This is a genomic window from Thermus sp., from assembly GCF_037444525.1.
In the GTDB taxonomy this organism is placed as follows: Bacteria; Deinococcota; Deinococci; order Deinococcales; family Thermaceae; genus Thermus.
In genome coordinates, this window is sequence record NZ_JBBIMD010000047.1 from 1 (window position 1) to 17,606 (window position 17,606).

General features: G+C 67.9%; 18 protein-coding genes. 4 read left to right on the top strand and 14 right to left on the bottom strand.

Features of this window, described 5'->3' with window-relative positions:
• Window positions 1–284 precede the first annotated feature (284 nt).
• Genes WKI94_RS08375 through WKI94_RS08440 form a run of 14 tightly spaced genes read right to left on the bottom strand, consistent with a single transcriptional unit; the run spans window position 285 to window position 13,286 of the window.
• On the bottom strand, window positions 285–1,385 hold the full coding sequence (locus tag WKI94_RS08375) for a sugar ABC transporter permease (RefSeq protein WP_337845307.1): 1,101 nt from the start codon (window positions 1,383–1,385) through the stop codon (window positions 285–287).
• A 40-nt stretch (window positions 1,386–1,425) separates the two neighbouring features.
• Complete coding sequence (locus WKI94_RS08380) at window positions 1,426–2,667, bottom strand: ABC transporter substrate-binding protein (RefSeq protein WP_337845308.1); 1,242 nt, start codon at window positions 2,665–2,667, stop codon at window positions 1,426–1,428.
• A gap of 43 nt (window positions 2,668–2,710) precedes the next feature.
• Window positions 2,711–3,703 (bottom strand): LacI family DNA-binding transcriptional regulator, encoded by a 993-nt coding sequence (locus WKI94_RS08385; protein WP_337845309.1) that lies wholly within the window; start codon window positions 3,701–3,703, stop codon window positions 2,711–2,713.
• 57 nt (window positions 3,704–3,760) lie between these two features.
• Entirely contained in the window at window positions 3,761–4,510 is a 750-nt protein-coding gene (locus tag WKI94_RS08390) for a 3-hydroxybutyrate dehydrogenase (RefSeq protein ID WP_337845310.1), read from the bottom strand.
• 9 nt (window positions 4,511–4,519) lie between these two features.
• Window positions 4,520–5,224, bottom strand: a complete 705-nt coding sequence (locus WKI94_RS08395) for an ABC transporter ATP-binding protein (RefSeq protein WP_337845311.1) — start codon at window positions 5,222–5,224, stop codon at window positions 4,520–4,522.
• Complete coding sequence (locus tag WKI94_RS08400; RefSeq protein WP_337845312.1) at window positions 5,221–5,946, bottom strand: ABC transporter ATP-binding protein; 726 nt, start codon at window positions 5,944–5,946, stop codon at window positions 5,221–5,223. The genes WKI94_RS08395 and WKI94_RS08400 overlap by 4 nt, the downstream gene beginning before the upstream one ends.
• The gene (locus WKI94_RS08405; RefSeq protein WP_337845313.1) at window positions 5,939–6,841 is read right to left on the bottom strand and encodes a branched-chain amino acid ABC transporter permease; all 903 of its coding nucleotides are present in this window, start codon (window positions 6,839–6,841) and stop codon (window positions 5,939–5,941) included. Before WKI94_RS08405 ends, WKI94_RS08400 begins: the two co-directional genes overlap by 8 nt.
• Entirely contained in the window at window positions 6,838–7,713 is an 876-nt protein-coding gene (locus tag WKI94_RS08410; protein WP_337845314.1) for a branched-chain amino acid ABC transporter permease, read from the bottom strand. The genes WKI94_RS08405 and WKI94_RS08410 overlap by 4 nt, the downstream gene beginning before the upstream one ends.
• Window positions 7,713–8,885 carry an ABC transporter substrate-binding protein gene (locus tag WKI94_RS08415; RefSeq protein ID WP_337845315.1) on the bottom strand — a complete coding sequence of 391 codons (1,173 nt, stop codon included), beginning with the start codon at window positions 8,883–8,885 and terminating at the stop codon, window positions 7,713–7,715. Before WKI94_RS08415 ends, WKI94_RS08410 begins: the two co-directional genes overlap by 1 nt.
• Window positions 8,878–9,327 carry a MaoC family dehydratase gene (locus WKI94_RS08420; RefSeq protein ID WP_337845316.1) on the bottom strand — a complete coding sequence of 150 codons (450 nt, stop codon included), beginning with the start codon at window positions 9,325–9,327 and terminating at the stop codon, window positions 8,878–8,880. Before WKI94_RS08420 ends, WKI94_RS08415 begins: the two co-directional genes overlap by 8 nt.
• The gene (locus tag WKI94_RS08425; RefSeq protein WP_337845317.1) at window positions 9,324–10,055 is read right to left on the bottom strand and encodes an alpha/beta hydrolase; all 732 of its coding nucleotides are present in this window, start codon (window positions 10,053–10,055) and stop codon (window positions 9,324–9,326) included. The genes WKI94_RS08420 and WKI94_RS08425 overlap by 4 nt, the downstream gene beginning before the upstream one ends.
• Window positions 10,048–10,818 (bottom strand): alpha/beta hydrolase, encoded by a 771-nt coding sequence (locus WKI94_RS08430; protein WP_337845318.1) that lies wholly within the window; start codon window positions 10,816–10,818, stop codon window positions 10,048–10,050. The genes WKI94_RS08425 and WKI94_RS08430 overlap by 8 nt, the downstream gene beginning before the upstream one ends.
• Window positions 10,805–12,286 carry a long-chain fatty acid--CoA ligase gene (locus tag WKI94_RS08435; RefSeq protein ID WP_337845319.1) on the bottom strand — a complete coding sequence of 494 codons (1,482 nt, stop codon included), beginning with the start codon at window positions 12,284–12,286 and terminating at the stop codon, window positions 10,805–10,807. The genes WKI94_RS08430 and WKI94_RS08435 overlap by 14 nt, the downstream gene beginning before the upstream one ends.
• Window positions 12,279–13,286 carry a 3-oxoacyl-ACP synthase gene (locus WKI94_RS08440; RefSeq protein WP_337845320.1) on the bottom strand — a complete coding sequence of 336 codons (1,008 nt, stop codon included), beginning with the start codon at window positions 13,284–13,286 and terminating at the stop codon, window positions 12,279–12,281. The genes WKI94_RS08435 and WKI94_RS08440 overlap by 8 nt, the downstream gene beginning before the upstream one ends.
• Before the next feature lie 123 nt (window positions 13,287–13,409).
• Between WKI94_RS08440 and WKI94_RS08445 the strand changes: the two genes are divergently transcribed.
• From WKI94_RS08445 to WKI94_RS08460, 4 genes are all read left to right on the top strand, one after another.
• The gene (locus tag WKI94_RS08445; protein ID WP_337845321.1) at window positions 13,410–16,001 is read left to right on the top strand and encodes a hypothetical protein; all 2,592 of its coding nucleotides are present in this window, start codon (window positions 13,410–13,412) and stop codon (window positions 15,999–16,001) included.
• 62 nt (window positions 16,002–16,063) lie between these two features.
• On the top strand, window positions 16,064–16,501 hold the full coding sequence (locus tag WKI94_RS08450; protein WP_337845322.1) for a prepilin-type N-terminal cleavage/methylation domain-containing protein: 438 nt from the start codon (window positions 16,064–16,066) through the stop codon (window positions 16,499–16,501).
• Window positions 16,498–16,878, top strand: a complete 381-nt coding sequence (locus tag WKI94_RS08455; protein WP_337845323.1) for a prepilin-type cleavage/methylation domain-containing protein — start codon at window positions 16,498–16,500, stop codon at window positions 16,876–16,878. Before WKI94_RS08450 ends, WKI94_RS08455 begins: the two co-directional genes overlap by 4 nt.
• Window positions 16,844–17,606, top strand: a 763-nt coding sequence (locus WKI94_RS08460) for a prepilin-type cleavage/methylation domain-containing protein (RefSeq protein ID WP_337845324.1), incomplete at its 3' end; no start/stop codon positions are given. The genes WKI94_RS08455 and WKI94_RS08460, both read left to right, overlap by 35 nt.

Consider the following 17,606-nt stretch of genomic DNA (forward strand, 5'->3'; position numbering starts at 1 on the left):
GATGCGCCAGAGTAGGGCTTGGGCTTCGGAACTCATGGTACCCGTTATCCGACGGGAAACCGGCAGCCCCTTTCAAGTGGTCTTCCCTGCATAAACCTGAAGCCGGAAGTATAGGTGCAAGTTTTGAGCTGGGGGAAGACGAAGCGGAAAGGCCACTCCAGGGGGTCCGTCTTCAGGCTAGCCAGGAAACCCATCAGAAAGGGTCCTACAAAGAAAATTCCGAAGGCCAGAAGGAGACCGTAAACCCAGGCCACCCTCACCCAAAACCACCGCGCCCGTTCCATTTACACCCCCTTCTCCCCCACCCCGTAGCGACGCTGGAGGAGGACCACCAGGAGGGTGAGGAGGGCCAGGACCAGCGCTGCTGCGGAGGCCAACCCCACCCTGGGACTGGCCCCGGAGGGGAAGACGTTGGCGTACACGTAGTAGGCCAGGGTAATGGTGCTCTCCAAGGGGGCGCCGCCCGACCCGCCAATAAAGAGCACTTGGTCAAAAATCTGCAGGGTGCCGATAAGGCCCAGGGTGATAACCAGGAAGAGCACCGGGCGGAGCATGGGGACGGTGATGCGGCTAAACATCACCCAGGGCCCGGCCCCGTCCAAGGCCGCCGCCTCGTAAAGGGTCTTGGGAATACCCTTAAGGCCGGCTAGGAAGATGACCATGAAAGTTGGGATGGTGGTGTAGGTGTTCATAAGGATGATGGCCCAAAGGGGGAGGGGAAGCCCCAGGAAGGTGTTCCGGGTGGAAACCCATGGAAGGTCTACCCGCACCTCCAAGGGCCTCAAGATCCCTAAAAGGCCCAAGGCGTAGACCAGGAGGCCGGCCCCCAGGAGGGAAAGGATGGCCGCGTCCGGGTCCCAGGAAGGCCTAGGCCACCCCCGCCCCCTTATCCACATAGCCCAGAGGCCCTGGAAGAGGAGAGAAAGGAGGCCCAGGGCCCCCAGGTGGGGCAGGTGGGCCAGAAGGAGGGTTAGAAAATAGTTGACCAAGCCGTTCCGCTGGAACAGCCAGAGGAGCAGCAGGCTCGCCGCTGCGGTGGAGACCACGGAGGGGAGGTAGTAGAGGGTGCGGAAAAAGGTTACCCCCCGGATGGGCCGGTTGAGGGCCAAGGCGAGGAGGAGGGCCAGCAATGTCTGGAGCGTGGTGACGATAAGGCTATAGGTCAGGGTGTGCTTAAGGGCAGTGAGGAAAAGGGGTTCTTTGAAGAGGCGGAGGTAGTTCTCCAGGCCCACGAACCTGGGTGGGCTAAAGAGGTTGTAGTCGGTGAAGCTGAAATAAACGGCCCTCAGGAAGGCGTAGAGAAAAAACACCCCCAGGGTAAAAAGGAAGGGCAGGAGGAGGAGGAGGGCATAGAGGGCCTCGAGGGTCTTGACCTTGAAGCGCATAGTCCCCCCGTGGGGGGGGGGCCGCCCCCCTTCTGGGTGGTTACCGCCTACCCGTTAGCCGGTCCAGCTCCCGCTGGGCGTCCTGCAGGGCCTGGCCCACGGTCTTTTGACCGGTAATCACCGCCTGAAGGGCATCGTTGATGGGACGCATCCAGTCCCCGCCAAACCCCCGGAACTTGAAGGGGTAGACGTTGCCCCCTTGAGAGGTGGAGCCCTGGAAAACGATCCGGTTTAGCTCGGGCTCCTTCCCGGGGCGCTGGAAGTAGGGGTTGTTAGCCAAGGCACGGCGGCTGGGGATGGCAAGCCCCCGCTCCAGGACCCACTGCTGGGCCTCAGGAGAGGTCAGGGCCTTGAGGACCTTGACGGCCGCTTCCTTGTTCTTGCTGGCAGCGTTCAGGCTCCAGGAAACGGTGAAGATAAAGTTGCCCCGCTTCTTGGTCACCGGGTCCAGGGGCAGGAAGGTGGTCCGGTAGCGCAGGTTGGGGGCCTTATCCCGCAGGAAGCCCGCGATCCAGGCCCCCTCCATGGCCACGGCCGCCTTCTCTGCCCCAAAGCACCCGCCCGTCCAGCCCTCCCCCAGGTCCTGGGCGAACTTGGCTGCCCCCTGGCGCACTAGACCCGTGTACCACTCAAAGGCCCGGCGGAAGTTGGCATCCAAGACGGTGTGGCCCTTCTCATCAAAGGGCTTCCAACCGGTGGCGAAGGCAAAAGCCCCGAAGCGGGCGAAATCCGCCACCAGACAGAGCCCGGTCACATCCTTCAGCTTGGACTGCACCTGGCGGAGTTTCTCGGCAAAGGTGTCCCAAGTATCCTGCTGGTTGAGGTACTTGACCCCCGCCTCATCAAAGAGGTCGGTGTTGAACTGCAGGGCCAGGGTATTGAAGTCCTTGGGGATGCCATAGAGCCGGCCCTGGTAGGTAAAGGCCTGGACCAGGTTAGGCAGGAACTCCCCGATCTCCTGCCGGGTGAAGTACCGGTCCAAGGGCTCCACCTTGCCTGTGGCGAAGAGGCTTTCTGACCAGAAGATGTCCACATAGAAGAGGTCGGGCGCGGTCCCGGCGGAAAGAGCGTTGAAGAGCCACTGGGTGTAGTCTCCCTCAATAGGCTCGTAGACCACCCGGATGCCCTCCTTATCCAGTTTGGGTTGAACCACCTCCTTAAGGAGGCCACTTACAATGGCCACGTCCGTGCCCCCCCAACCGGAGATGCGCACCTGCACCTGGGCCAGAGCTGGCAAGCTCAAGCTGAGTAGAAGCAAAAATACCCAAAAGGTCCTACGCATACTTCCCTCCTTCTAGAAAAGTCCAATACCTAGGGCCGAAGGCCTACGGGTTTTTGACCGATCCCACCTCCTTTCGCGCGGTGGTGCCCCGAACCACCAGGTGCACGGGTAGGCGACGGCCTCGGGGCTCAGACCCCCTTAGGGCCTCCCGGAGGAGGTCCACAGCCTCCTGGGCCAGGGTAGGGATGTCTTGGTGCACGGTGGTCAGGCCCTCCCCGATCTCCGGGAGGTCGTCGTACCCCACCAGGCTCACGTCCTGGGGTACCTTGAGGCCCAGGTCCTCGAGGGCAGCCCTGGCCCCCAAGGCCATCTCGTCGGAGGCGGCGAAAAGGGCGGAGAACCGCACCCCCCCCTCCCAGGCCCTCCGGACCGCCCGGTAGGCGGTGAGGACATTGAAGTCGCCGTCCAGCAAGAGCTCTGGACGGTAGGGTACTCCGGCCTCCTCCACAGCTCGGCGATAGCCCCTAAGCCGGTCCCGGCCTGCCTGGTGGTGCAGGTGGCCAGTGAGATGGGCGATGGCCTCGTGGCCCAGTTCCAGGAGGTGCCGAGTGGCCTGGTAGGCCCCCTCCTCGTCGTCAGGGGCCACCCAGAAGACCCCCGGGTAGTGGCCCACGAGGACGAAGGGGACCCCTTGCTCCTTCAGGCCCTCCACCCGGGGATCGTGGTCATGGGCCCCCAGGAGGAGGTAGGCCAGAGCCTCCTCCTCTGGTAGGCCCACAGGGTCGGTGAGAACCTCCCGGACCCGAAGCCCCTCCATGGCCAGCTCCTCCGTCAGGGCCTCTAGGAGCAGGGCGAAGTAGGGGGTATAGCGGCGCACCCCGGGGGCTAGGAGGAGCCCTACGGTGCGGGAGCGTCCCACCAGCTCCCGGGCCGCAGGGGAAGGAACAAACCCCAGCTTCTGGACCAGGGCTAGGACCCTTTCCCGGGTCTGGGGGCTCACCCCAGGGCGGCCGTTGAGGACCCGGCTGACCGTACCCACGGAAACGTTAGCCAAGCGGGCAATCTCTCTTATAGTAAGATCCTTTTGCTTAGACATCGTAAACGTTTACGCACCTTATACTTCCATCCCCCTATCCTTGTCAAGGCCCAGAGCCTACCGCGCTGTCCAACCCAGGTCTATGGGCCAGGCCACCCCCGTCACCACCCCGGCCCTCTCCGATACCAAGAAGAGCACCAGCTCCGCCACCTCCTCAGGCTCAATGAGCCGCTTCACCGCCGCCTGGGCCAGGAAGACCTTCTCCAGAACCTCCCCCTCGGAAATGCCCAGGCTCCGGGCCTGGTCCCCCACCTGCCCCTCCACCAGGGGCGTGCGCACGTAGGCCGGGCAGATGGCGTTCACCGTCACCCCAAAGGGCCCCGCCTCCAGGGCCACGGTCTTGGTAAGCCCCAAAAGCCCGTGCTTAGCGCTGATGTACGCCGACTTGTAAGGACTCGCCACCAGCCCGTGGACGCTGGCGATGTTCACGATCCGACCCCACCCCCGGGCCTTCATCCCGGGCAGCAGGGCCTGGATGAGCTGGAAGGGGGCGGTGAGCATCACCTGGAGCATCCGCTGCCAGACCCTAAGGGGAAACTCCTCCACCGGGGCGATGTGTTGAAAGCCGGCGTTGTTCACCAGGATGTCCACCGCAAAGGCCGAGGCCCGCTGCCCTAGGGTCTGCACCGCCTCGGGGTCCGCGAGGTCCGCCTGCAGGAAGACCCCCCCGATCCGCCTGGCCACCTCCTCGCCCTCGGGGCGGAGGTCGTGGACCAATACCCTAACCCCCGCCCCCGCCAGGGCCTCGGCGATGGCCCGCCCAATGCCGCTTGCCGCCCCTGTGACCAAGGCTGTTTTGCTCCTCATGGTCCGAGTCTAAAGGCTAAGGTAGGCCTCCCGAACCCGGGGGTCCTCCCGCAGGAGAGGGGCAGGGCCCTCCAGGACCACCCGCCCTCCCTCCAGGACGTAGGCCCGCCCGGCCACCTCCAGGGAAAGGGCCGCATTCTGCTCCACCAGGAGGACCCCGGTCCCCTCACGGACCACCTGGACCAGGGCCAGGAGGACCTCCTCGGCGAGCCTTGGGGAAAGGCCCAAGGAGGGCTCGTCTACCAGGAGGATTCGGGGGAAACCCATGAGGGCCCGGGCGATGGCCAGCATCTGCTGCTCCCCCCCAGAGAGGGTGCCCGCGAGCTGACCCCGCCTCTCCCAGAGCCTTGGGAAAAGGGCATAGGCCCGCTCAAAGCCCTCCTTCTCCCGCCCTGGGGCCAGGAAGGCCGCCCCTAAGCGGAGGTTTTCCTCCACGGTCATGAGGGGGAAAAGCTGGCGCCCCTCGGGGACGTGGCCCAGACCCAGCCGAGCCCTCCGGGCAGGGGAGAGGGGCCTGAGGTCCAGGCCGTCCCAGAGGATCTGCCCCCGCCAGGGGCGGACCAGGCCGGAAAGCACCCTAAGGGTGGTGGTCTTCCCCGCCCCGTTGGCCCCAAGAAGGGCCACCATCTCCCCCTCCCCCACCTTCAGGTCCATCCCGAAAAGGACCTGGGCCTTGCCGTAGCCCGCTTCCAGGGCCTCCACGTTAAGCCTCATCCCCTCCTCCCCAGGTAGGCCCCCCGCACCCTGGGGTCCTGAGCCACGGCCTCGTAGGGGCCCTCGGCGATCTTCTCCCCGTGGTCCAGAACCACCACCCGGTCCGCCAAGGCCCGCACCGCGGGCATCAGGTGCTCTATGAAGAGGATGCTCACCCCCTGGGCCCGCACCCGCTTTAAGAGCCCCACCGCCTCGCCCACCTCCTTGGGCCGGAGGCCAGCCATGACCTCGTCCAGGAGGAGGAGCCTGGGCCTGGTGGCCAAGGCCCGGGCCAGCTCCAGCCGCTTGTCCTCCAAAAGGGTGAGCTCGGAAGCGGGGGCATCCCGTTTGGGCCAGAGGCCCGTGAGATCCAAAACCTCCTCCACCCAAGCCTCCGCCTCCTTTCGGGGTGTGCCCGGCTTGCCAAAGAGGGCCCCCACCAGGAGGTTTTCCCGCACGGTGAGCTCGGGAAAGGGGCTCACGATCTGGAAAGCCCGGCCGAGGCCCTGCCAGGTACGGGCCTCCGGGGGGAGGGCGGAGATCTCCTCCCCTAGGAAGAGGATTTGTCCCCCATCGGGGCGCAGGAGGCCGGAGATCAGGTTCAAAAGGGTGCTCTTCCCCGCCCCGTTGGGGCCGATGACCGCCAGGATCTCCCCCTCCTCCTGGGCAAAGGAAACCCCTTCCAGGGCCTTAAGGCCGAGGAAGCGCTTGCTGAGGTTTTGGACCTCCAGGATCCTAGCCACGCCGTCTCCTCAGACCCACTAGTCCCCGGGGAAGGAAGAGGACGGCCAGGATGAGAAGCGCCCCGTAGGCCACCAAGTACCCTTCCCCCACCCCCAACCTCAAACCCTGCTCCAGCCCCACCAGGATGGTCCCGCCCAAAAGGGGCCCCAGGGTGGTGTAGAGCCCCCCGAAGATGGGGATAACCAAGGCCTCCACCGCCCGCCCCAGGCTGAAGGCGTCGTAGGGGGTGAGGAAGAGGGCCTTCATCCCGTAGACGCCCCCGGAAAGCCCTGCCAAAAAGCTCCCCAAGAGGAGGGAGAGGAGCTTGACCCGCACCGTGCTCACCCCCAGGACCCGGGCCACCGCCTCCCCCTGGCGGGTGGCCGCCTGGGCCAGGCGGAAAGGGCTCCCCTCCGCCCACAGGCTCGCCCCCACCGCCAGGGCCAAGGCCAGGAGGGCCAGGAAGTAGGGGGCGAGAGGCCAGCCGCCCCCGAAGGGTGGGGCCACGGGCAGGCCGATGGGCCCCCCGGTGAAGGGGAGCTTCAGGGCTAGGGTGCGGAGCACCTCGCTGAAGGCCAGGCTGGCAATGGCGAAGTAGAGGCCGTGGAGCCTCGAGGTGGCCACCCCCAGGAGGAGGGCCCCCAAGGCCGCCGCCACCCCCCCGAGGAGGAGGGCGGGCAGGGTGCCAAAGCCGGGGGCGGAAAGCCCCGCAGCGTAGGCCCCTAGGCCGAAAAAGCCCCCGTGGGCCAGGGAAAGCTGGCCGCTCCGAGCCACCAGGTCCCAGGCCAGGGCCAGGGCCACGGTGAGGTAGAGGAAGACGGCCACGTCTAGGGCAAAGGCCCGCCAGGCCCCCAAGGGGAGGAGGGGCAGGAGAACCAGGAGAAGTAGCGCCAGGGGCCAAAGGAGGCGCCTCATACCCCCCCCAAAGCCCGGGCCGCGACCCAGGAGCGCAGGACCAGGGCCAGAAAGAGGACCAGGAAGAAGACCGCCTCCACCAGACCGCCCCCACCGGGCACGTAGGTGCTCACCAGGGCCTCGGCCACCGCCAGGAGAAGGGCGGCGGGGACCACCCCCCTTAAGTTCCCCAGCCCCGCCAGGGCCACGATGGCGAAAGACTTCAGGGTGTAGAGGAAACCCACCGTGGGGCTGGCGTAGAGGAGGACGGAGAGCATCACCCCCGCCACCCCCGCAAGGCCTGCGGCAAGCCCGAAGGCCAAGAGATAGATCCGGTCCGTCTCAATCCCAAGAAGCCCCGGGGCCACCCGGTTCTGGGCCACGGCCCGCACGGCAAGCCCCAGGCGGCTTTGGGTGAGGAAGAGGTGGAGAAGGAAGAGGAGGGCGAGGGAGAGGAGAAAGGCCCCCAGGGGCACCGCCCCCAGGAAGAAGGGCCCCAGGGTGAGGGTGGCCGCCTGGTAAGGAGGGGCCACCACCCGGGTGTCCGCCCCAAAGAGAAGGAGGGCCAGGTTCTGCAGGAGGACGGAAAGCCCGAAGGTGAGGAGCATCTGGTTAAGTTCGGGAGCCTTTAGGACGGGGCGGATGAGGCCGTGGTAGGCCCAGGCCCCCACCAGGAAGGCCGCGAGGAAGGCGGGGCCTAGGGCCAGGAGGGGGTCCACCCCCCGGAGGACGAAGAGGAAGTAGGAGAGGAAGGCCCCCAGCATGAGGAACTCCCCGTGGGCGAAGTTGACGATGCCCACCACCCCCAAGGAGAGGGCCAGGCCTGTGGCCACCAGGGCATAGATCCCGCCGGCCAAAAGCCCATTGAGGAGGGTCTGGAGGAGGAGTTCCATCAGCGGAGGTGGTACTCCCCAGGGTAGCGCAGGGGCCGGGCGGCCTTATCCAGGGGGAAGACGGGGCGCCTCGAGCCCCCAAGGTACTGGAACTGGAACCATATCTCCGGGCCAAAGCCCTGGTAGCGGGTCTTGCCCGTGTCGGAGGGCTTGAAGGAAAGGGGCCCGAAGGGGGTCGCCATCCGCACCCCGGCCAGGGCCTCGGCCACCTTGGTCTTGTCCGCGCTCCCCGCCCGTTCCACTGCCAGAGCCAGGCTCTTCACGATGGTGTAGCCCATGGGGGCCATGTACTCCTCCGTGGCCTCCCCGTACTTCTTCTGGTAGGCGGCTACAAAGCGGCGGGACTCCGCATTGGCCACCGTGGGCAGCCAGGCGGTCATGCCGGCAACGTCGTTGGAGAGGGGGTTCTTCTCAAACCCGAGGGGCCAGGAGGGCGGGGCCCCATAGATCAGCTTGGGCCTGAGGCCCACCTGCCGGGACTGGGCGGCGATAGGGAGGGCGTCCACATCGTAGCCGATCCAGTAGAGGATGTCGGGGGCGAAGGCCCGGAAGCGGGTGAGGATGGGGGTGAACTGGCCGCTGCCCGCCTTGTAGGGCTCGGCCTGGACCTGGTAACCCAGCTTCTCCAGCTGTTGCTTGTACACCCCAATCCCCGCGGAACCGAAGGGGCCATCCTCGTAGAGCACCGCCACCTTTTTGGCCCCGTAAGCCTCCCTTAGGTGGGCGAAAAACTGTAGGGCCGCGGCCACGTTGTGGTAGTCCCAGGGGTGGTAGTGGAAGAGGAGGGGGTACCCCTCAAAGGCCTGCTCCACCACGCTGCTGGCCGCCCCGATGCAGAGGAAAAGGGGCCCGTACTGCTTCACGGGGCCCGAAAGGGCGAAGGTCACCCCGCTGGCCAGGCCGCCGATGACCATGTCCACCCGGTCCACGGTCATGAGCTTGGTGAAGGCGGGGACTGCCTTGGCCGGGTCCGTGCCGTCGTCGGCCACCACCAGCTCCAACCGCACCTTGCCCCCTGCGTTCACCTCCTCCGCTGCTAGCTGGATGCCGTTTAGGGCCGCCTTCCCGGAAACGGAGGACACGCCGGAAAGGGGCAGGAGGACCCCCACCCTCACCTGGGTCTGGGCCAGGGCCAGACCAGCCAACAGGAGAACCGCCACCGCTTTACGCATCTTGACCACCTCCTTCTTCCCCAGGGCCTACGCCCTCAGGTTCGTAGAGCACCACCGCCTCCCCCTCCAAGACCCGCTCTCCCCGCCCGTTCTCGCAGAAGGTGTCCAGGGTGAGGACATAGCCCCCCTTGGCCCGCTCGCGCACCTCCTTGACCACCGCGGTAGCCGTGACCGTGTCCCCCAAGAAGGTGGGCTTGAGGAAGCGCAGGGTCTGGGAGAGGTAGATGGCCCCCGTGCCAGGGAGCCGGGTGCCGATCACCGTGGAGATGAGGCCCGCCACCAAAAGCCCTTGGGCGATGCGGCGGCCAAAGCGGCTTTTGGCCGCGTAGGCCTCGTCCACATGCAAGGGGTTGGTATCCCCCACCGCCCCCACGAAAAGGGCCACGTGGGCCTCGGAAAGGGTCTGGGTGTAGCTGGCCCGGTCCCCAACCTTGAACCTCATCCCACCACCTCCCCTAAAAACCCCTCCAGGATGGCCTTAAGCCGGGGCGTGTCCTCCAGGTTCAGGGAGTGGCCCACCCCCTCCAGCACCAAAAGCCGCCCTCGAGGGAAGAAGGCCGTGGTCTCCTCGGCCATGGCCCGCGAGATCAAAGGGTCCAGAGCCCCGTAGAGGACGAGGACCGGGCCCCCATAGGGGTGGGAAAGCCGCCAGGCGGAAAGGGCCCGGGCGTTTCCCTGGTAATGGGCGGGGTGCATTCTCTGGGCGCGGTCCACGAGCTCGTCAAACCAGGGGGGCCTACGGGTGGGGGCCATGGCCGCGAGGGCGGCGGCAAGGGCTTCCCGGTTCTGCCGGTAGGACTCCAGGATGGGGTAGTAGGCCTCCGGGGTCTTGAGGCCCGAAGGCGGGGCGGAGTTCAGGAGGACGAGGCCTTTCGTCCCCTCCCAGGCGGCCTCCATGGCCACCGCACCCCCCAGGGAGTGGCCCAGGAGGACCGCCTCCTCCGCCCCCACCGCCCGCAGGAAGCCCCTCAGGGCCTCCGCGTAGGCAGGGATGGAGGGGGTGAAGTCCGGGGGGGCGGGGCTATCCCCGAAGCCGGGGAGGTCAGGGGCCAGGAGGCGAACCCCCCTGGGGGGGTCCTCCAGGAGGCCCCGCCACCATTCCTTAGAGGCGAAGTTGCCGTGGACCAGGACCAGGGGGAAGCCGCTTCCGCGTTCCAGGTAGCTAAGCATAGATTTCCTCCAAAAAATTCCGCACCGCCCCGGCGAAGGCCTGGGGGGCCTCGAGGGGAGCGGCGTGGCCCGTAGGGAGGCCCTGAAGCCTTCCCCCCAAGACCTCCGCCAGGGCCTCGGCGTAGGGCCGGGGAAAGAGGAGGTCCTCCTCCCCGTAGAGGACCAGGGCCGGGAGGGAGAGCCCCCTTAGGCGGGGCCTTAGGTCCTTTAGGCTCAGGAAGCCGAGGAGAAGCCTTTCTTGGGCTTCGGGGGAAGGGGCCTGGGCCAAAAGGGCCTCCAGGCCCTCCTCCAAGAGCTCCGGGTGGGCGTTCAGGAAGGCCGCCCCAAAGACCCAGGGCAGGGCCACCCGGAGACGCAAGAGGGTCCCCCCCGCCCGGAGAGCGTGGAGCCAGCCCTCCACCTTGGCCCGGAGGACGGGATCCAGGTAAGGGGTGGTGCAGCAGAGGACCAAGGCCTTAAAGCGCCCCGGCGCCCTCAAGGCAGCCTCCAGAGCCACCACCCCCCCATTGGAGAGGCCCACCAGGAGAGCCTCTTCCCACCCCACCCGGTCCAGGAGGGCCAGGAGGTCCTCCGCGTGGAGGGCGGGGGTGTAGACCCCTTCCGGGGCCTCGCTCTCTCCCTGGCCCCGCATGTCGTAGCGGAGGAGGGTGTAGCCCGCAAGGTGGGAAAGGGCGGGGTCCCAGCTCTCCAGCCTCTGGAAAAGCCCGTTCAGAAGGACCACCGGGGGGCCTTTCCCCTCCACCTGGTACCTAAGCCGCACCATGCCGCTCCTCCCAGAGCTTTCTCAAGGCCTCCTTCTGCACCTTACCGGGCCCGGTCTTGGGGAGCTCCTCCAGGAAGAGGAGGTGCTTGGGCACCTTGTACCCCGCAAGGCGTTCCCTCAGGAAGGCCCTCAGGGCCTCTGGGTCCAGAGGAGCCTTCAGGACCACGAAGGCTGCCCCCACCTCCCCCCAGCGGGGATCAGGGACCCCAATGACCGCCGCCTCCCGCACCGCGGGGTGGTCGTAAAGGACCCGCTCCACCTCCACCGGGTAAACGTTCTCCCCCCCGGAGATAAACATCTCCTTCCTCCGCCCGGCGATGTAGTACCGCCCCGCCTCGTCCCGGAAGGCCAGGTCGCCCGTCTTCAGCCAAAGCCTGGCCCCATCGAAGACAAAGGCCTTGGCGTTCTCCTCGGGGCGGTTGTGGTAACCCTTCATGACCACGCCCCCGGAAAGCCAAAGCTCCCCCGCCTCTCCCGGAGGGGCCTCCTCCCCATCCTCCCGCACGATCCGGGCCCAGAGGTGGGGCATGGGCCGGCCCACGCTTTCGGGGTGGTGCTCCGCCTCCTCCAGTTCAAAGGTGAAGCAGTTCACCCCGCACTCGGTGAGGCCGTAGCCCTGCTTGAAGCGCACCCCCCGGGCCCGGAAGGCCTCCCGCACCGGGGCCGGGCAGGGGGCGCCCCCGGAGATGGCGAAGCGCACGGAGGAGAGGTCGGTTTCACCCCAAGCGGGGCTTTCCAGGAGCATGGCGAACATGGTGGGCACCAGGAAGAGGATCGTGGGCCGGTGGCGGCGGGCCAGTTCCAGGTACTCCTCCGCCTGGAAGCGCTCCTCTATGACCACCTCCCCCCCGAGGTAGAGGAGGGGGGTGGCCAGGGCGTTCAGGGCGGCGTGGAACATGGGGGTGGCCAGGATGTAGCGGTCCTCCCGGGAAAGCCCCCAGGCGAAGGCCGTCTCCAGGGCGTTCAGGAGGAGCTGGCGGTAGGGGATGAGGGCCCCCTTGGGCAGGCCCGTGGTCCCCCCGGTGAAGAGGAGGAGGGCGGGGTCCTCGAGGCCCGGCGCATACCCCTCCGGGAGCTCCCCTTCCCCCTCCAGGAGGGCAGAGAGGGGGAGGGCCCTAGGGTCCAGGGCCTCTGCCACCTCCCGGAAGCCCTGCCCGTAGAAGAGGACCTTGGGGGCGGCATAGGCGTGGAGGGCCTTCAGTTCGGAGAGGCTTAGGCGGTGGTTGAAGGGGGCCAGGATGTGGCCAAGGAGGGGCGCAGCGAAGAGGAGGTCCAGGTAGACGGGGTGGTTCCAGGAGAGAAGGCCTACCCGGTCCCCCGGGCCCACCCCCAGGGCCTTCAGGGTGGCCGCGGCGCGCCGGGCCCGTTCGTAGAGGTCCCCGTAGGTGAGCCAGCGGTCCCGGAAGAAGACCGCCCGCCGCTTGGGGTGGTAGGCCGCAAGCCGTTCCAACCAGTTGGGGTTAAGCATAAAGCCTCCCCTCGAGGCGGAGCACCGCCGCCCCATAGAAGTAGCCCACGCCCGCCGCGGCCAAGGCCACCAGGCTCCCCTCCCGGAGAAGCCCCCCCTCCCAGGCGAGCTTGAGGGAGAGGATGGGGTCCAGCTGGCCCAGGTGGCCGAAGCGCTCCAGGTAGATGGACTGCTCCGGCCGAAGCCCAAGCCCCTCCAAGACCGCCCGATGGGCGGAGCGCTTCATGTGGAGGAGGGCCAGGTAGTCCAGGTCCGCCTCCTTGTACCCCGCCTCCTCCAAGGCCTCCCGCACCACCTGGAGGAAGGTGGGGATGGAGGTGGCGTCCAGCCGTGCCTTCATTCCCTCGGGGTCCTCCACCCGCAGGCGGTAGGCCTCGAGGGCTTCGGGGGTGAGGGGGGCGCGGGTCCCCCCCACGGGGACCTTCACGGCCAAGGCCAGCTCGGGGTCCATGCGGTGGGCAAGGCCGAGGAGCTTTAGACCCGGGCCCTCCCGGGTGAGGAGGGCCGCGGCCCCTCCCGCGGCCAGGTCGTAGAGGAAGCGGGTATGGGGGTCGGCGTAGTCCACCAGGTCCCCGTTGCGGTACCCCCCGGCCACCAACACGGCCTCCACCCCCTTCCGGGTGGCGAAGAGGCCCCGGGCCACCTCCAAAGCTCCCAGGAAGGAGGCGCATTTCTGATTGAGGTCCATGCCCTTGGCCCCCCAAGCCCCCACCCGCCTGGCCAGGTAGGGGGCGGTGGCCCACACGGGGTAGTCCTTGTACTCGTCCACGATGGAAAGCATCCAGTCCACCCCCGTCCCCGGAAAGCCCGCGGCAGCCAGGGCCCGCTCGGCCGCCCAGGCGGCCATCTCCGCCGGGTGGTCATGGGGGCCGGGGAGGGGCTTCTCCCGGATTCCCAGCTTCTCCCGCACCACCTCCAAAGGAAGCCCCGAGCGCCGGGCGATCTCCTCCGCCCCCATGCGACCCTCCGGCAGGTAGACCCCAAGGGCCTTCAGGTACACCCTCTTCCCTCCTCTGAACCAAGCTTAAGGGCAGGGCGTTACCAACCCGTTACAGAGGGCGGGGCCCCAACCCCCGGTCGGCGGGGGGGCCCAAGATGGGGGGAGGGCACTTAGACTAAAGGCGTGCCCTACCCGGTGCCCCCTTCAAGGCTCCTCCCGCCCCGCATGCCCAAGGAGGTGCGGCGGGAGCGCCTCCTCAGCCGGATCAACCGGGCCTTCGCGGATAGCCCCGGTCTGGCCCTGGCCGGGGGGGCGGGGTACGGCAAGACCGCCTTGGCCACGGAGTTCCCCGGGGTGTACCTGGCCCTTTCCGAAGAGGCCAAGGACCCCGCCCTCCTCCTCTGGCACCTCCTCGCCGCCTACCGGGCCCAGCGGGGCCTTGCCCCAGAGCAAGCGGAGGCCCTCCTGGAGAGGGGGGCCTGGCCTCGAGCCCTGGAGGCCCTGGTGGAGGCCCTAGAGGGGCTTGGGCCCCACCTCCTCCTCCTGGACGAGGCCCACCGGGGGGAAAGCCTGGCCACGGCGCGGGTCCTCCAGGACCTCCTGCGCCTTCCGGGCCTCAAGCTTCTGGTCCTCACCCGTCGCTCGGCCCCCTTCGCCTTCCTCGGGGTCATCGGGGAGCGGGAGCTGGCCTTCGACCCCGAAGAAGCCTGCCGCCTGGCCCAGGCCCTGGCCCCGGAGCTTCCCTCCTTTGAGGTGGAGCGGGCCCTAAGCCTGGTGCGGGGCTGGCCCCTGGGCCTTCGGGTCCTCCTCCTCGCCATGCGGCGGGGCCTACGCCCCGAGAGGGCTTTGGTGAGCGGGGAAGGGCTTTTGGGTTACCTGGCCTACGGCCTCCCCGAGGGGGTGCTCCGGGAGGCCGCCCGGCTGGCCCTAGAGGGAGAGGTGGCGGAGGAGGAGGCGGAAGCCCTCCTCCCCTTCGCGGAGGACCTCCTCCTGGAAAGGCGGGAAGGCCGGCTGGCCTTCCACCCCTTGGTGCGCTCGGCCCTGAAAAACCTCCTCCCCCCCGCCGAGGCCCGGGCCCTCCTGGACCGGGCGGCCCGGGAGGCCTTGGAGAGGGGTGAAGGGGTGCGGGCAGCGGAGCTCCTCCTGGAGGCGGGCCGCTACGGCCATGCCGCGGACCTCCTCCTAAAGGAGGGGCAGGGGTTCTTGGAAGGGGGCCTGGCCTACACCGTCTTGAGGCTCCTCGAGGGCCTCCCTAAGGAGGTGCAGGGGGCCCGGCCTGGCCTCGGCCTCCTCCTGGCGGAGGCCTTGCGCCAGGTGGGGCGGTACGAGGAGGCGGAACGGGCCTATCGGGAAGCCCTGGGCCGAGGAGAGGCCCGGGCCTATCTGGGCCTGGTCCGCCTGCACCTGGACACGGTGGAGCCCGCCCTGGCCCGCCCTTACCTAGAGGAAGCCCTGAAGCGCTTCCCCGAGGAGGCCAAGCCTCTCCTGGCGGAAAACCTCCTGAACGAGGGCCGGGCGGCGGAAGCCCAGGCCTTGGGCCTAGGGGGCCCCAGGGTCCTCCTCCGGCTCGGCCGGGTGGAGGAGGCCCTGGCCCTCCTGCGGGACCTCAAGGACCCCGGGCTCCACCGCCCGCCCCAGAACCACCGGGAGGGGACCCTCCTCCGGGCCCTCCTGGAGTGCGTGGCTGGGGACGCGGAAGCGGGCCTACGCTTTGCGGAACGGGGCCGCTGGGAGGCCGAGGTCCTGGGGAGCCCCTTCGGGATCAGCCTGGCCGAGGCCCGGAAGGGCCACGCCCTCCTGGCCCTAGGCCGCCTTAAAGAGGCCGAGGCCGCCTACCGCACAGCCCTCCTCCTGGCCCAAGGGGGCCCCGCCCGGCTCCAGGTGGAGGCCCTGGGAGGGCTTGCCGCCTTGGGGGAGGAGGGGGCTTTTCCCGAGATGGTCCGCCTGGCCCGGGCCTCGGGAGACCTCTGGGTGGAGGCCTTCATGACCCTGGTGGTGGCCATGGCCCGCCTCAGGCGGGGAGAGGCCTGGCCCCTCCCCGCCCTTCCTGCCCTGGACCCCTTCCTCCAAGACCTAGCCCAGGCCTACCCCTTCGGGGAAGGCCTGGAAGGCCTCCTCCTCCGCTACCCTTTCCTAGAACGCCCCACCCTCCTCGCCCCCCCTGTCCACCGGGTGCGCCGGGCCCTTTGGCGGCTTGGGCGTCTGGAGGTGCCCTACCACCCGGGGGTGCGGGTGGAGATCCGCGCCCTAGGGGGCCTCGAGGTGCGGGTGGAGGGCAGGCCCGTGCGCTTCCGGCGGGAAAAGGCCCGCCTCCTCCTTGCCCTCCTCCTGGAGCGGGACTGGACCAAGGAGGAGCTTTTAGAGGCCCTCTCAGTCTCCCCAGGGGAGTTCCGGGTCCTTTGGTGGGAGCTCCTCGCCCTTCTGGAGCCCGGCCGGCCCAAGGGGGCCCCGGGCTACTTCCTCCGCACCCACCCCTGGCGGCTCCACCGGGAGGCCCCCGAGCTCTACCTGGACCTCCAGGACCCGGAGGCCCCCTTCGCCCTTCCCTACCGGGGCCTGGACCACCCCCTCCTGGACGAGTGGGCCCGCACACGGCTGGAGGAACACAGGCGGGCCCTCCTGCGGAGCCAGCGGGCCGAGGACTGGCTGAAGGCCCTGGCCCTGGACCCCCTGGATGAGGAGGCTTGGGAGAGGCTTCGCTTCACCCCTTGGACGGAGGAGGCCCGGGCGCTCCGGGATAAAGCCTTGGAGGAAGCGATAAGGGAACCTTCCTAGGTCCGACCCCCCCATTTGGGGGATAGACATACCCCCAACAGCTAGGTAGCTTAGGAAGCAGAATGAACTCCAAGGGCTTTTCGCTTCTAGAACTCCTCGTGGTCCTGGGCGTTCTAGGCATTGCCCTAAGCATCGCCGCCCTCAACCTGCGCCCCTTTTCCAATCCCCTGGAGGACGCCTGGGTCCAGACGGAGGGCTACCTCAAACTGGTGCGGGCCAAGGCCATGGCCACCACCTCCGCTTACCGGGTGGAGCAAAGCGGGAACCGGCTGGTGGCGGAGTACGCAGCGCGGTGCGGCAGCCCAAGCTTCACCCCGGACCCCAGCCTGGTGCTGGAGCTCCCACAGGGGGTTAACCTAAGCACAGGGAACGGAAGCCCCTTGGAGCTCTGCTTTTCCAGCCGGGGGTACAGCGACCGGAACCTGGTCCTGGTGTTCCGCAAGGGGGCGCAGGAGCGCCAACTGGAAGTGCTCCTGGGGGGAGAGGTGAGGCGGTTATGAGGAGCTTGGACGCCAAGGGGCTTTCCATCGTGGAGGTGGCGGTGGCCCTGGCGGTGCTGGGCCTCGCCCTGGCCTTCATTGTGCCTTCCTTTGTGGGGTACCTGCAGACCAACACGGCCTCAGAGGTCCGCTCCCAGGCGGTCTTCCTGGCCCAGAGGGAGTTTGAGGCTTTGAGGATTCAGGACTCTGCTGGCCTTCCAACCTCAGGCACCGTGGAACGGCAAGAGGCCTACGGAGGGCGTACCTTCACCTTACGCCGCACTTACTGCGCCCAGGCCTCCTTGTGCGGCCTTGGAAGCCGGCACATCCGGGTGGAGGTGATCTGGAACGGGAGGACAGTTTATGCAGCGGAAACGGTCTACACTAGCCTCCGCTAGGGGCTTCTCCCTGGTGGAGCTTCTTGTTGCCCTGGGTATCGGGATCCTAATCCTGGGGTTATCCCTTAGCCTCGTCCTCTCCAGCCGCCGGCTCTACACCCTGGACCAGGCCCGCACCGCCATGAACCAGAACCTGAGGGCGGCTTTGGACCTCCTGGGAGCCGATATCCGCCAGGCAGGGGAAAGAGCCCCCATGGACCTCCCCGCCGTCCAGGTGTCCGGAGGGAACACCCTGGTGCTCCGTAGAAATCTGCTGGATCCCGTCCTAACCCTATGCGACCGGAACGGCATCCAGGCTGGGAGCGGCCAGGACGTGCTCTTCGTAGCCCGCAGGGATAACAACCCGCCCCCCCAGTGCCTCCCCCAGGACGGGAACGGAAACGGGTGGGACGACCGCCTGGAAGCCTTCGCCCGCTACCGGCAGGAAAACGGGGGGGAGGTAACCCTCTACCTCTACCACCCCACCACGGGGAACGGGGAGTTCTTCCCCTACGATGCCGAGGACCACTCCCGCTTCCACATCCATCGCGCCCGGGGCCGATGGGCAGCCGACTACCCAGGGAACGGCACCACCCGGATCTACGCTATGGAGGAACGCCGCTACCTCCTCCAGGGGGACGTGCTCACCCTCATCCTAAACGGGGACACCGCCCACCCCCTTTCCCTGGTGGACCGGGTAAGGGGCTTCCGGGTCGCCGTGCGCACCCAAGACGGCTCCATCCGCACGG